General features: G+C 53.8%; 12 protein-coding genes. 4 read left to right on the top strand and 8 right to left on the bottom strand.

Annotated features, from left to right (window positions below):
• Nucleotides 1-109 precede the first annotated feature (109 nt).
• The 6 genes from gudD to dgt form a co-directional block, all read right to left on the bottom strand.
• Nucleotides 110-1,447 carry a glucarate dehydratase gene (gene gudD / locus EC840_RS08045; RefSeq protein ID WP_113876399.1) on the bottom strand — a complete coding sequence of 446 codons (1,338 nt, stop codon included), beginning with the start codon at nt 1,445-1,447 and terminating at the stop codon, nt 110-112.
• Between the two features lie 30 nt (nt 1,448-1,477).
• Nucleotides 1,478-2,818 carry an enolase C-terminal domain-like protein gene (locus EC840_RS08040; RefSeq protein ID WP_207914747.1) on the bottom strand — a complete coding sequence of 447 codons (1,341 nt, stop codon included), beginning with the start codon at nt 2,816-2,818 and terminating at the stop codon, nt 1,478-1,480.
• A gap of 13 nt (nt 2,819-2,831) precedes the next feature.
• The gene (locus tag EC840_RS08035; protein WP_112287824.1) at nt 2,832-4,175 is read right to left on the bottom strand and encodes an MFS transporter; all 1,344 of its coding nucleotides are present in this window, start codon (nt 4,173-4,175) and stop codon (nt 2,832-2,834) included.
• Between the two features lie 226 nt (nt 4,176-4,401).
• Nucleotides 4,402-5,562, bottom strand: coding sequence for a CdaR family transcriptional regulator (locus tag EC840_RS08030; protein ID WP_112287823.1), 1,161 nt, complete (start codon nt 5,560-5,562; stop codon nt 4,402-4,404).
• A 221-nt stretch (nt 5,563-5,783) separates the two neighbouring features.
• Nucleotides 5,784-7,235, bottom strand: coding sequence for a serine endoprotease DegP (degP, locus tag EC840_RS08025; RefSeq protein ID WP_113876396.1), 1,452 nt, complete (start codon nt 7,233-7,235; stop codon nt 5,784-5,786).
• A 208-nt stretch (nt 7,236-7,443) separates the two neighbouring features.
• Nucleotides 7,444-8,958, bottom strand: coding sequence for a dGTPase (gene dgt / locus EC840_RS08020; RefSeq protein WP_132964893.1), 1,515 nt, complete (start codon nt 8,956-8,958; stop codon nt 7,444-7,446).
• A gap of 170 nt (nt 8,959-9,128) precedes the next feature.
• Here dgt and mtnN point away from each other — a divergent pair, with 170 nt between their 5' ends.
• The 3 genes from mtnN (at nt 9,129) to EC840_RS08005 (ending at nt 11,240) form a co-directional block, all read left to right on the top strand.
• Complete coding sequence (mtnN, locus tag EC840_RS08015; RefSeq protein ID WP_129639757.1) at nt 9,129-9,833, top strand: 5'-methylthioadenosine/S-adenosylhomocysteine nucleosidase; 705 nt, start codon at nt 9,129-9,131, stop codon at nt 9,831-9,833.
• Nucleotides 9,833-10,645: a vitamin B12 ABC transporter substrate-binding protein BtuF gene (gene btuF, locus EC840_RS08010; RefSeq protein WP_132965214.1), complete on the top strand. Its 813-nt coding sequence runs from the start codon at nt 9,833-9,835 to the stop codon at nt 10,643-10,645. Before mtnN ends, btuF begins: the two co-directional genes overlap by 1 nt.
• 349 nt (nt 10,646-10,994) lie before the next feature.
• Nucleotides 10,995-11,240, top strand: a complete 246-nt coding sequence (locus tag EC840_RS08005; RefSeq protein WP_132964891.1) for a hypothetical protein — start codon at nt 10,995-10,997, stop codon at nt 11,238-11,240.
• A 222-nt stretch (nt 11,241-11,462) separates the two neighbouring features.
• On the opposite strand, the gene erpA is transcribed toward EC840_RS08005, so the two are convergent.
• Nucleotides 11,463-11,807: an iron-sulfur cluster insertion protein ErpA gene (gene erpA, locus EC840_RS08000; RefSeq protein ID WP_112287829.1), complete on the bottom strand. Its 345-nt coding sequence runs from the start codon at nt 11,805-11,807 to the stop codon at nt 11,463-11,465.
• Between the two features lie 103 nt (nt 11,808-11,910).
• Nucleotides 11,911-13,374 (bottom strand): H(+)/Cl(-) exchange transporter ClcA, encoded by a 1,464-nt coding sequence (gene clcA, locus EC840_RS07995; protein WP_129640092.1) that lies wholly within the window; start codon nt 13,372-13,374, stop codon nt 11,911-11,913.
• A 184-nt stretch (nt 13,375-13,558) separates the two neighbouring features.
• Between clcA and hemL the strand changes: the two genes are divergently transcribed.
• Complete coding sequence (gene hemL / locus EC840_RS07990; protein WP_132964889.1) at nt 13,559-14,839, top strand: glutamate-1-semialdehyde 2,1-aminomutase; 1,281 nt, start codon at nt 13,559-13,561, stop codon at nt 14,837-14,839.
• Nucleotides 14,840-14,868 lie beyond the last annotated feature (29 nt).

Here is a 14,868-nt window from a genome sequence, read left to right as displayed (position 1 = left end):
TAATAAGGGGAAGTCGTCTCTCGGTTGTGAGGTTATATGATCCCTGATAATAGTGGAGAATATCTGGAGATATTCTCCACCCGAATTAAAGCAAACGGTTTCCAGCCGCTTAACGCACCAGACACGGCCTTTTTGGATCAAACTTCCAGTCCGGCACCAGGAACTGCATGCCCTGCGCATCGTCGCGTGCGCCGAGACCCATACCTTTGTAAAGCTCGTGCGCTTTCATCACCTGATCCATATCCAGCTCAACGCCCAGCCCCGGCTGTTCCGGCACGCGAACTTTACCGCCTTTGATCTGCAACGGTTCTTTGGTCAGGCGCTGATTGCCTTCCTGCCAGATCCAGTGCGTGTCGATAGCCGTGATTTTACCCGGTGCCGCAGCCGCAACCTGCGTGAACATTGCCAGCGAGATATCAAAGTGGTTATTGGAGTGCGAGCCCCAGGTCAGGCCCCATTCGTGGCACATCTGCGCCACACGCACGGAACCCTGCATGGTCCAGAAATGCGGATCCGCCAGCGGAATATCCACCGATTTCAGCTGAATGGTATGTCCCATCTGACGCCAGTCCGTGGCGATCATATTGGTGGCTGTCGGCAAACCGGTCGCCTGACGGAACTCCGCCATCACTTCACGCCCGGAGAACCCCTGCTCTGCCCCGCACGGATCTTCCGCATAGGCCAGCACGCCGCGCAGTTGTTTACCCAGCGCAATGGCTTCATTCAGCGACCAGGCCCCGTTGGGATCAAGCGTGATGCGCGCCTGCGGGAATTGCTGCGCCAGCGCCGTCACGGCTTCAGCTTCTTCGCTGCCCGCCAGCACACCGCCTTTGAGTTTGAAATCATTAAAGCCGTATTTCTCATACGCGGCTTCGGCCAGACGTACCACCGCCGCCGGTGTCAGCGCTTCTTCGTGGCGCAAACGGTACCAGTCGCAACTGTCACCCGGCTGGCTCTGATAGCCCAGCGAGGTCTTATTGCGGTCGCCAACGTAGAACAGATAACCGAGCATTTCGACTTCATCGCGCTGCTGTCCGTCACCCAGCAAGGATGCGACGGTCACGCCAAGGTGCTTGCCGAGCAAGTCCAGCATAGCGGCTTCAATAGCAGTCACTACGTGGATAGTAGTACGCAAATCAAACGTCTGTAATCCGCGACCTGAAGCATCGCGATCGGCGAATTTCTCCCGCACAGCGGTCATCACGTTCTTGTATTCGCCCAGCGTTTTGCCGATCACCAGCAGTGAGGAATCATCCAGCGTCTGGCGGATCTTCTCGCCACCCGGTACTTCGCCGACGCCGGTATTGCCGCTGCTGTCTTTGAGGATCAGAATGTTACGGGTGAAAAATGGCGCGTGCGCACCGCTGAGATTGAGCAACATGCTGTCGTGTCCGGCAACCGGGATCACCTGCATGGAAACAATTTTTGGTGTAGATGAAGCACTCATACTCACTCCTTATTGATTCAGATTCCGTAATCAGCGGCCCATTGCCGGGCGCTTACGATCGAATGTCCAGCCGGGGATCAGGTACTGCATCGCAATGGCATCATTGCGCGCCCCGGACGGCAGTTTTTTATGCAGTTCATGCGCGCGACGGATCTGATCCATGTCGATCTCCACACCCAGTCCCGGCTTTTCAGGTACTTTGATTTTTCCGTTCACAATTTGCAGCGGCTCTTTGGTCAGGCGCTGATTGCCTTCCTGCCAGATCCAGTGCGTATCAATGGCCGTCGGTTTGCCCGGTACGGCCGCGCCAACATGGGTAAACATCGCCAGCGAAATATCGAAATGATTATTCGAATGGCAGCCCCACGTCAGGCCCCATTCGTCACAAAGTTGCGCCACGCGCACCGCGCCGTGCATAGTCCAGAAATGCGGATCCGCCAGCGGAATATCCACCGACTGCAACATGACCGCGTGCTGCATCTCGCGCCAGTTGGTGGCGATCATGTTGGTCGCAACGGGCAAGCCTGTCGCACGGCGGAATTCAGCCATCACTTCACGGCCTGAAAAACCCTGCTCTGCGCCGCACGGATCTTCGGCATAACTGAGGATCCCGTGCAGGTCTTTGCACAGATCGATCGCCTCATCCAGCAGCCACGCGCCGTTCGGGTCGACGGTAATTCGTGCATCCGGGAAACGTTTTGCCAGCGCTTTAACCGCGTCGATCTCCTGCTCCCCCGGCAGCACGCCACCTTTGAGTTTGAAATCTTTAAAACCGTAGCGGTCCTGCGCGGCTTCCGCCAGTCGTACCACGGCCTCGCTGTTCATCGCTTCCTGATGGCGCAGGTGATACCAGTCGTGAACGCCTCGCGCGCCTTCCTGATACGCCAGATCGGTTTTGTTCCGGTCACCGATGTAGAACAGGTAACCGAGCACCGTCACTTCATCACGCTGTTTGCCCGGCCCGAGCAGTTCACACACCGGCACGCCGAGGAATTTACCCATCAGATCCAGCAACGCGGCTTCCAGCGCGGCGACCGCGTTAACCCGCAGTTCAAAGGTCCATGCGCCTTTGCCAAAGGAATCAAAATCCGACGACTGATTGCCGACATGGATCTGATGCACCAGCCGGTTCATGCGCGCCACTTCCTGGCCTTGCACCTGAGGAATGGCTTCCACCAGCGTGTTGTAAATGACTTCTCCGCCCGGCGCTTCACCCACGCCGGTATTCCCGGCGCTGTCTTTGAGGATCACGATATTGCGGGTGAAGTAAGCGCCATGCGCGCCGCCAATATTCATCAGCATGCTGTCGTGGCCTGCCACCGGAATAACCTGCATGTCAGTGATAACCGGTGAGGATTGTGTATTCATCATGGTTTCCTTTGACTCAGAAGGCACGTAACTGAATACGTTCGATTTTTCCGACGATAAACACATAGCTGACAACCGCCAGCAACGCGTGGATCCCGACATAAATCAGCGCACCGTTGAATGACCCTGTGCTGCCAATAATGTAGCCGATGGCAATCGGGGTGATGATGCCGGAGACGTTACCGAACATATTGAACAAGCCGCCGCTCAGCCCGCTGATCTCTTTCGGTGCGGTGTCGGCCATCACAGCCCAGCCCAATGCGCCCAGCCCTTTGCCGAAGAAGGCGAAGGCCATAATGCCGACTACCATCCATTCGGTATCGACGTAGTTGCAGAAAATCATCGACATCGACAGCAGCATGCCGACCACGATCGGCGCTTTGCGGGACAGCGTAAGGTTGTTGGTTCTGCGCATCAGCCAGTCAGAAATGATCCCGCCCAGTACGCCGCCGAGGAATCCGCAAATCGCAGGCACCGAGGCCACCATGCCCGCTTTGAGGATCGACATGCCGCGCGCCTGTACCAGATACACCGGGAACCAGGTGATGAAGAAGTAGGTCAGCGCATTGATGCAATACTGGCCGATGTAGATGCCAATCATCATGCGGGATTTCAGTAATTGCTTAAGCTGGAAGGCTTTTTCACCTTTAACAGCCGCTTTACTGGTGGTCTTCTGATCCATATTGATCAGCGCGCCACCGGCTTCCATGTAATCAAGCTCGGCCTGATTCACTCCCGGATGATCTTTCGGATCGTGGATCACTTTTAGCCAGATGAAACTCAGGATGATCCCGAGTCCGCCCATGAAGAAGAAGACGTGTGACCAGCCCACTTCGTGGGTCAGCCAGCCCATGATCGGGGCGAAAATCACGGTCGCAAAATACTGCGCAGAGTTAAAAATGGAGACGGCGGTTCCGCGTTCCTGAGCCGGGAACCACGCGGCGACGATCCGGCTGTTGCCGGGGAAAGAAGGTGCTTCTGCCAGCCCGACCAGGAAGCGTAATGCGAAGAGAGAAACCACAATGCCAAAGCCGCTGAATATATCGACGAAGCCCTGCAGCAGGGTAAACAGAGACCAGATAAAAATACTGTAGAAATAAACTTTTTTGGAGCCGAATTTATCCAGCAACCAGCCGCCGGGTATTTGTCCGATAACATAGGCCCATGAAAATGCCGAGAAAATATAGCCCATCCCGACAGAATCCAGCCCGATATCTTTGGCCATCGCCGAACCGGCAATGGATAACGTGGCACGGTCGCCATAATTAAATGAGGTGACAATAAATAACATCACCACTATCCAGTAGCGCGCGTTAGTTCTTTTTTTGACGGCACTGGCTGCTGAAACGGTAGTTTCCATGGTGTTCTCCGGAATTAATGACAACGCCTCTAAACAGAGATAAAAGTCATTCCAGTCACAGAACTGTAGGGTTCAGAGAGGAAGGAACGCAGCCAGTATATGAACAACATTCCTTTTACTCATTGGGCAATACAACAGGCTTGAACCGCGCTTTGCATTTATCCTGAGGCAAATGCCCAGCGCGGTGCGAGTTGTTTCACAAAAAATGAAACAGCTGTGATGGCTGTCACAACTGATCGTTATCTAATTGCAGCGCGACATACAGCAATAAACGATCGTCGAAATTACCCAGATCCAGACCGGTTAATTCCGAGATACGGTTAAGCCGATATTCCAGCGTATTGCGATGGATATATAACGCTTTGGAGGTGGCAGTCGGCTGCACATTATTATGGAACCAGGATGTCAGCGTGCGGCGCAGTAATCCGTTGCCGTCCGTTGCTTTTAGCCGTGCCAGCGGACGAACCAGCTCGTCGGCCTGCCAGCCACCGCGCAAACTGTCGAGCAGTACGGGCAGGATCAAATCCTGATAGAAGTAACAGCGCTGTTCGGGCATCCTCTGCTTGCCGACAGTCATGGTGGTGCGCGCGGTCCGGTAGGAACGGGCAATGCTGCCGGGACCGGTGAAAAAGTTGCCCAGCGATATGCGTACACGCAGGCGGCCAGTTTCCGTCATGCGGGAAAGCAGGTGATCGATACGCTGGCGGTGTCCGTCCGCATCCCAGCGATCGTAGCTGTTCAGAGCCGGTTTCAGCACCACCATTTCGGTGAGGGAAACAATGGCGATCAGGTTGTCGCGCTCCGGCGTGGTGAGCAATGTTTGCAGCTGTTGCAGCTCGGCCATGGCGGAATCGACGCCGAGCTGTCCGCTGTCAACTTCAACCACGGCCGCCACGCGCGGACGGTTCAGGTCAATGCCCAGACGCTGCGCCCATTCCATCAGCGCCGGAGACAGCTCGTCCACGCGGATAAGATTGAGCACCAGTTCTTCACGCAGACGGCTGTCCTGCGCCAGCATGTGCAGTAAACGCGCCTGCTCGAGCATCATTTCGGCGGTCATACACACCAGTTCGCCATATTGCCGTAGCTGGGAAGGATTACCGGTCAGGCCGATCACGCCGACGATCTGCCCGTCAATACGCAACGGCAGGTTGATCCCCGGACGCACACCGTGCAAATGCCTGGCGACGCCTTCATCAATATCGACAATACGTTCCTGTGAAATTGCCAGCAATGCGCCTTCGTGCAATTCACCAAGACGCTGATCGTCGCCACTACCGATTATTCTTCCGCGGCCATCCATGACATTCACATTACTATCAATAATTTGCATGGTGCGGGCAACAATCTGTTGCGCCAGCTTTGCATCGAGATGATACGCCGACATGGATCCCCTGCCTTGGCTTATTGTTTTTTGTTCAGAGAGCATACCCACCGCGTTGCTGCCATACATTATGCAAATGCCCAAAGAGCAGAAGCACCTGTTGAAGTTGCGGCGAAAGTCACATTTTTAAGCAAATGCCCAACTGACACAAAGCATTGGCATAAAATACGGGCATAAAAAAAGGCACGCCGGAGCGTGCCTTACACAAGAGCCGTGCTGACGAATTACTGTGCCAGCAGGTAAATCGAGGTGTCACCACGCTGAATGTCCAGCGCCAGAACATTTGGTTTGGTGTCGAGAATTTTACGCAGTTCACCCAGATTGGTGACTTTCTGCTGGTTAACACCCAGGATCACGTCGCCTTTTTTCAGGCCGATGCGTGCTGCGGTAGAACCGGCTTTCACTTCATCGACTTTCACGCCTTTCTGATCACCTGCTGAACCGTTGCTGAGTTCAGCACCTTCGATGCCGGTGTAAATGTTGCCGGATTCGACTTTAGGCGTCTGCGTGCTTTGTTCAATGGTGACATCCACGTTCATCGGTTTGCCTTCGCGCAGCAGACCCAGCGTGACTTTTGTACCAATTGGCATGGTGCCGATATCAGCACGGAACGAGGCGAAGCTGCTGATTGGCTTGCCGTTCATGCTCAGGATCACGTCACCGGCTTTGATGCCCGCTTTCTCTGCCGCAGATTTCGGCATGACCTGGCTGATGAATGCGCCGCGCTGTGCGTCGACTTTCATGGCTTTCGCCAGTTCAGAGTTCAGCTCGGTACCCATGATGCCCAGTTCGCCACGTTTCACCTGACCGAACTCAATCATCTGTTTGGACAGGTTTTTCACCATGTTACTTGGGATCGCAAAACCGATACCAATGTTGCCGCCGTCCGGAGCCAGGATCGCGGTATTCAGACCGATCAGCTCACCGTTCAGGTTCACCAGCGCACCGCCGGAGTTACCGCGGTTGATCGCCGCATCCGTCTGGATGAAGTTTTCGTAGTTTTCAATATTCAGGCCGGAACGTCCCAGTGCAGAAACGATACCGGAAGTCACGGTTTCGCCCAGACCATACGGGTTACCGATAGCCACGGTGTAATCACCGACGCGCAGTTGCTCGGAATCGGCCATTTTAATGGCTGTCAGGTTTTTCGCGTTTTGCAGCTGGATAACCGCGATGTCTGAACGCGGATCTTTACCGATCACTTTCGCGTCGAATTTACGGCCATCGTTCAGCTGAACGCTGATTTTTGTCGCGTTATCAACTACATGATTGTTGGTAACCACATAACCTTTATCGGCATCAATGATGACGCCGGAACCCAGCGCGCGGAAATCTTCTTTCTGCTCAGGTGCTGGCTGACCATCCGGTCCCTGGCCGCCGCCCTGACAAACCGGTGAGCCCTGGAACGGAGAACCGTCCTGGCACAGCGGCGAGTTCTGACCAAAGAACTGCTGGAACTGCTGGCCCATGCGCGGTGTTTTTACCGGCGCACTGCCTTCCACGTTAACACTCACCACGGATGGCATCACTTTCTCAAGCATCGGCGCCAGGCTTGGCAGCTGTGTAGAGCTGGCGGACGAAGACGCTGTTTCAGCAGCCAGTGCAGAAGAAACCGGGGCCATTGCCATACCGATACTTAACGCTAATGCGCTGAGGAATAAACTCGATTTTTTCATTTTTCAGGATCTCTTAAAATTATTGTGGCAACCAAAATAGTCGCTTTGCTTGGTAGTCGTGATACTGAGATGGTATTAATAGCGTGAAGTTCATCAGGGTCGATCTGACAATGGTAAAAAATTATTGTCAGTATTTACAAATGGCGTTTTTTCAGACAGTTCCGTAAAGAAAATTAAAGAGAATTCAACTTGTCTTTTTAAAAACAAATTACTCAGCCGCCATGAGTCTTCTGTATTCATCATACGCATAAAGGTCAGTCATTCCGCTGATATAATCCTGAATCATTCTCGCCCGGTAATAAAACTCCTGCGCCGCATGGTTTGCGACCGGTAATCCTTCCAGCGCCGTCACGGCATTGTTGTAAGCCAGACGATGCTTGGCAGAGATCTTATGCAGCAGACGGGTTTCTATAGGATATTTCCTGTGTGTATCTTCCTGAACCAGCTGCGAAAAATCCGAAAGCGGCATGTCCAGCAGCGGGCTGTAAATATCCAGTAGTCCGCTGATCACCCGATAGCCCTGCAATTCCAGCTCTTCAACTTCGTGATGATTGAAAACCTGTTTGAAAGCCACGCTTTTATAAATCTCTAACAAACGATTAGCCTGACTGTCATCTTCGAGCAGGGCATGATTAAACGTGCCCTGGTAAATATCTTCTATATTATCAATGAAGCGGCGTGCAGCGTGCGGGACAAGTTGTTTAACAGTCTGAACACGCAATTCCATAAAGAAGTAATCGACCGGATTACGGAACGTTTTGGCTTTATCCATTTTCTCGTAAGCGGTGCGAACCACTTTATCGAAGAAGTCATTTTTCTCAATCTCGCCCCATTCGCGACACAGATAATGATAGAGCTGATCGACGCTAAAAATGTTTTTTTCGACCGCATCTTCGAGATCCGCAATACAGTAAGAAATATCATCCGCCGCTTCCATAATGTAGGTGAGCGGAAAACGGTTGAACTCACCCAGACTCAGTTCGCTGCGCAACTCTTTAATAAACGGCTCTTCCGCCAGATAAAAACCCGGTTTTTTCATCAGGTAATCATGCGAAGGCAGTTTAGCCATTGAATACGCCGGACGGGTATATTTCAAAATGCAGGCGGTCTGGCTGTAAGTCAGATTGAGTTTGAGCAGGGTAAATACCAGCCGGATGGCCTGCGCGTTGCCTTCAAAATTAGACAGATCGTAGCGGATTTTGCTGCGCAACTGATTGAGTTCAACGTCCCCGGACGTCAGGCGTAAACAGGCCACCAGACAGGAATCTGTTTCCTGCGGCGTTTCGCCACAACTGTCAGTATCCATCCTTTTGGCAAACCAGTTATTAATCGCCGATTCACCAAAATGTCCGAACGGGGGATTGCCAATATCGTGCATCAGGCAGGCCATTTCGACCACGCTTTCGAAAGGATCGGTGACATCGTCAAGGCCATATGCCTCGAGCTTTCCCTGACGCCGCAGACGGTGGAGCACTTCTTTGGCGATATGACGGCCAACCTGCTGAACTTCAAGAGAATGGGTCAGACGGCTGCGGACGGCGGCGTTTTTCTCCAGCGGAAAAACCTGCGTTTTTTGCTGCAAACGGCGGATGGCGGCGGAGTTGATAATACGCCCGCGATCACTTTCAAACTGGCGAACCACGTCGTACGCATCACGCGCCTCAATCGGGGCGCTGAAAGGACGCTGAAAATTGAATTTCGCTTTAAAATCGATCCCGGACATGATTTCCCACCTTTTCAGCCACTCGCGCGTCAAACCGACACCAGGACAGCATCCCAAACGCATTATCTCTTGTCATTAGCCATGATAGACTATCGGCCATTGTTTTCGTGATTAAACCGTCAATTCCGCACAAGCTGCGGCTTATTCCAACCACATCTGCGAGTATTTATATGAAAGTAGGCATCATCGGTGCAATGGAGCAGGAAGTCACCCTGCTGCGCGACAAAATCATCAATCGTCAGACTATCGAACGCGCGGGCTGCGAAATCTACACCGGTCAGTTGCACGGCGTAGACGTGGCGCTGCTGAAATCTGGCATCGGTAAAGTGTCTGCGGCGATGGGCACCACGCTGTTGCTGGAACATTGCCGTCCTGATGTGGTGATTAACACCGGTTCCGCGGGTGGTCTGGCAAAAACGCTGAAAGTGGGCGATATCGTGGTATCTGATGAAGTGCGTTATCACGATGCTGACGTCACCGCGTTTGGTTATGAACCAGGCCAGATGGCCGGTTGCCCTGCGGCATTCACTGCGGATCCGGAACTGATTACGCTGGCTGAAAACTGCATCCGTGAACTGAATTTAAACGCCGTCCGCGGTCTGGTGTGCAGCGGTGACGCATTCATTAATGGTGCTGCGCCTCTGGCCCGTATCCGCGCCACCTTCCCGCAGGTAGCGGCAGTGGAAATGGAAGCGGCGGCTATCGGTCACGTGTGCCATCTGTTTGAAACGCCGTTTGTGGTCGTTCGCGCCATTTCTGACGTGGCAGACGGTGAATCGCACCTGAGCTTTGAAGAGTTCCTGGTCGTTGCAGCACAGCAATCTACCCTGATGGTTGATGCGATGCTGAAAGCGCTGGCAGCGTCAGAAGAGTGATTGTTCGCGGGTTTTGTCTGGCACTGTGCTGCCTGTGGCTGCCTCTGATGGCCACAGCAGCACCGGCGCAACGGGTGGTCAGTCTGGCGCCCAATCTGACAGAACTGGCGTACGCGGCGGGTCTCGGTGGTCAGTTAGTCGGAGTTAGTGCTTACTCCGATTATCCGCCGCAGGCCAGCAAGCTGGAACAGGTGGCGAACTGGCAGGGGATCAACGTCGAACGCATTCTGACGCTGAAACCCGATCTGGTGCTCGCCTGGCGCGGCGGAAATCCTCAGCGTCCGCTGGATCAGCTGACGTCTCTTGGCATCAAAGTGCTTTATCTTGACCCGCAGAATGCGGATCAGGTGGCGCAGGCGCTGGAACAACTCGCCTCCTACAGCCCTTCTCCTGCCACCGCGCAAAACGCCGCAAAAACATTTCGCCAGCAATGGCTGGCACTTAAGCAGAAGTATCACCGGCAAACACCGGTTCCGGCGTTCATCCAGTTCGGCACGCAGCCCCTGTTTACGGCTTCTGCCGCCACGATGCAAAGCGAAGTGCTGGATGTCTGCGGAGCAAAAAACATTTTTGCCGACAGCCGTGTTCCCTGGCCTCAGGTTAGCCGGGAACAGGTTTTAACCCGTCGGCCACAGGTTATTGTTATTTCTGGCGGAAAATCGCAAAAACAGGTTATTGAGGATTACTGGCATTCGCTGCTTAAAGCGCAGGTCATTGCGCTGGATGCGGACTGGTTCAGCCGTGCGGGACCGCGGATTTTGCTGGCAGCACAACAGCTGTGTCCCCAGCTGGCAGCTCTGCCTGAAAGGTAAATGCTTACTAACAAAAAGTGCCACGGGTTCTCTTCCCTCTCTGTCGCACTTTTCTGAATTGTTCCTTTATTAACCAAAATCAATAATTCAGTGCTGTCATCTGGTAACATGTCCGGCGTAAAATCTTCGCTGCAATGCCGTTCCCCGCTTTGTTATTATCTCTTTGTTATACAACGTTGTTATACGACGAAATATAAAAAGTCTGATGTGTGCGTAAAAAAGAAACGTCAGAGAAAAGCGTGATTTCCATCCGGAACATAAGAAATCCGGATTAAAGGCTTCGAAAACTTTACCGATAACTTTTTCAGCCTGGGCTGAATTTTTATTACACCAGCAGGAAAGAAATTTAATGAAAGCTTTATTACTCAGTGCGTTGCTCGCCTTGAGCCCGCTGGTTGCTGTCGCTGGCATGACAAGTGGCGAGATTCATATCAGCCTGACCATTTTACCCAGCTGCAAAATTGATGCTGCGCACAGCGGCACGTCCGTCACCTGCGCCAGCCGGACAATGATGCAACCGCATATCAGCGAAATGATGCTCACCGCCGTTCCGGGGATCAGCATGGATTCAAAGCTGGTGACCGTTGAATGGTAACCGCTTGGTGAATGCTTACTTACCTGAACACCCGCGTCTGACCATTAAAAAAGCCCGTCTGCATCAGCACACGGGCTTTTAATTTATACGAAATCTCTACCCCAAATCATTCGAGCTGTATCAAGGCGGCAATTGAATGCAATCCCCGGGAGCTTACACAAGTAAGTGACCGGGGTGAATGAAAGCAGCCAACGCAGAGACAGCTTGAAGGATGAAGGGTAATTAGATGCTAAAGGAAGAGCCGCACCCACAGGTTGTCTTAGCATTCGGGTTGGTCACAACGAAACGTGAACCTTCCAGACCTTCTGTGTAATCCACTGAACCGCCGACCAGATATTGCAGGCTCATCGGGTCAACCACCAGCGCCACACCGGCTTTCTCGATGGTCATGTCGCCGTCGTTAATTTTATCGTCGAAGGTAAAGCCGTACTGAAAACCACTGCAACCGCCGCCGGTGATATAAACACGCAGCTTCAGGTTTGGATTTTCTTCATCCGAAATAAGGTGCTGTACCTTACGTGCCGCGGCCTCAGTAAACTGTAACGGCAACGCGGCTGTGTCATTCATCAATGCTTCGCTCATAATCTCTCACTCCCAATCCGCATTTGTTCAGGCCGCCGGATTGACTGTCTGAATAATGTACTCATTATCTAATACCTGAAAGTATGGTTCAAGTATGGGCATTTTTTGCTGCGCTGTCCTGCTTATTGGTGCCTTCGGCGTCGGGTTCTGCCTGCGCTTTCTCTGCATTTTCACGTTCCTGCCTCTGCAAGGTGCGGGTCAGGATCGCGGAATACAAGGGTTTACCGCCTAAAAACTGTGCCAGCAGGGTCGCGCCAAGGCAGGTAATGATCATCGGTAAAATAAGCTGATAGTTATCGGTCATTTCGAGAACCAGCACAATACCGGTGAGCGGGGCGCGGACACTGGCGGCAAACAGCGCCCCCATCCCGGCTATCGCAAACGTCGCGGGCTGGATACCGTACTGCGGGAACCACGTTAGCGCGGCGGTACCAAATGCCGTGCCCAGCAGCGTGCCAAGCGCCAGCATCGGGGCGAAAATCCCGCCCGGTGCGCCGGAAGCAAAGCACAAAAGCGTTGTCACCACGCGAACAAGAAAGATCACCAGTAACATCATCAGGCTGTATTTTCCTGCTGCTGCCAGCGGGATCAGCGCAAAACCGCCGCCGGTGACTTCCTGATGAACCAGCCCGAGCAGGCCACAGAATCCACCCAGCATCCCGCCAATCACCAGGATATTTCGCAGATTACCGCCATGAACACGGGCAAACATGTCCTGCGTGCGGAAAATCAGGGCGTTGAACGCCACCCCGACCACGCCAAAAACCATCCCCAATACCAGATATAACCACAGCGTATTCAGCGGTGCGTTGGCCAGCCGGCCCACTTCGATCACTGCGCCGTCGCCGTTGAAAATCCGGAAAACGATGCTCGACATGATCACACCGATAAACACTGCTTTTATCGATATCAGGCTGTAACGAAATTGCAGGCGCATCTCTTCGAGGATGAACAAAATACCTGCCAGCGGTGCGTTAAAGGCCGCAGAAAGCCCGGCCGCCGCACCGGTCGCCAGCAGTGAGTGGCGCGCTTCCGCACTGCGCAGACGGAAAATATCGAACATCATTTTCCCGACATTGGCACCCATCTGTACGGTCGGCCCTTCCCTGCCCAGCACCATTCCCGCGCCGAGCGTACCCAGACCGCCAAAAAATTTCACCGGGATCACCCGCCACCAGCGAACAGGACGCAACTCTTCCAGCGCCCCTTCGATTTCCGGGATCCCCGAACCGCCCGCTTCCGGCGCGTATTTGCGCACCAGATAATATCCAAACATCGCCATGACCGCCGAGATAACAAAGGTCAGCGGCCACAGCAGGATCCAGTAATCACTGAACATCCCAACGCTCGAAAGCCGCAACGCCATCACCAGATTCACGGTTTTTTCAAAAGCAACGCCCAGCAGACCGGCAACCGTGCCCACCAGTGCGGCCATGATCAAAATCGTGACCGGTGTTTTGTCACGGCGAAGTAAAAGGCGCAGCGCTTCGCTGCGTTTACGGGGGCCGCGGACCTGCGCGCCCGCTACATTCTCAGTTTCAGATTCATTCATCACGGAAAGGAAAATACAGAAATGGTTATGGAAGATGAATGAATTTAATCATACAAAGTGGCTCCCTGACAGGATCAGCAACAAAATGCAGCACGGTTTACGGTTTTATAACGCCGCTCAGTTCACTAGAATGGGCGCAACAAAATTTCTTTACCCAGAACCCAGCAATTTCAGGAGTTGAATAATGAGTAAGTCAGAAAGTCTGTTCACGCAGGCGCAAGCGCTAATCCCGGGCGGTGTTAACTCGCCGGTACGTGCCTTCTCCGGCGTTGGCGGCGTGCCATTATTCATCGCTCGCGCTGACGGTGCTTTCCTGTTTGATGCCGATGGCAAAGCGTATATCGACTATGTCGGTTCGTGGGGCCCGATGGTGCTTGGTCATAACAACGCCGAAATCCGCAGCGCGGTGATTGAAGCCGCAGAACGTGGCCTGAGCTTTGGCGCGCCGACCGAAATGGAAGTCAAAATGGCCGAACTGGTCACCGGTCTGGTGCCAAGCATGGACATGGTGCGCATGGTCAACTCCGGCACCGAAGCCACCATGAGCGCGATTCGTCTGGCGCGCGGCTTCACCCATCGCGATAAAATCGTCAAATTCGAAGGCTGCTATCATGGCCACGCCGACTGCCTGCTGGTGAAAGCCGGCTCCGGCGCGCTGACTCTCGGCCAGCCAAACTCTCCGGGCGTCCCGGCTGATTTCGCCAAACACACCCTGACCTGTACCTATAACGATCTGGATTCAGTGCGTGCCGCGTTCGCACAATTCCCTGACGACATCGCCTGCATCATCGTTGAGCCGGTCGCGGGCAACATGAACTGTGTGCCGCCTTTGCCGGAATTCCTGCCGGGCCTGCGCAAGATTTGTGACGAGTTTGGCGCGCTGCTGATTATCGACGAAGTGATGACCGGTTTCCGCGTCGCGCTGGGCGGTGCTCAGGAGTATTACGATGTGATGCCTGACCTGACCTGTCTGGGCAAAATCATCGGCGGCGGTATGCCGGTGGGCGCATTTGGTGGCCGTCGTGACGTGATGGAAGCACTGGCACCGACCGGCCCTGTCTATCAGGCAGGAACGCTTTCCGGCAACCCGATTGCCATGGCAGCGGGTATCGCCTGTCTGACGCAAGTCGCACAACCGGGCGTGCATCAGACCCTGACCGAGCGCACCACACAACTGGCCGAAGGCTTGCTGGATGCGGCGCAGGAAGAAAATATTCCGTTCGTGGTGAACCACGTCGGCGGAATGTTCGGTCTGTTCTTCACTGATGCCAAAACCGTGACCTGCTACCAGGACGTGATGAAGTGCGACGTTGAGCGCTTTAAGAAGTTTTTCCATCTGATGCTGGAAGAAGGCGTTTATCTGGCGCCTTCCGCGTTTGAGGCTGGCTTTATGTCTCTTGCCCACACGCAGGAAGACATCCAGCGCACCATCGACGCCGCACGCCGTTGTTTTGCTAAGCTTTAATATCTGGTGAAGTCGGCTCCTCCCCTGCG

The organism is Rahnella sp. JUb53 (assembly GCF_004346065.1).
GTDB lineage: Bacteria > Pseudomonadota > Gammaproteobacteria > Enterobacterales > Enterobacteriaceae > Rahnella > Rahnella variigena.
This window is presented reverse-complemented; position numbering and strand designations above follow the sequence as displayed.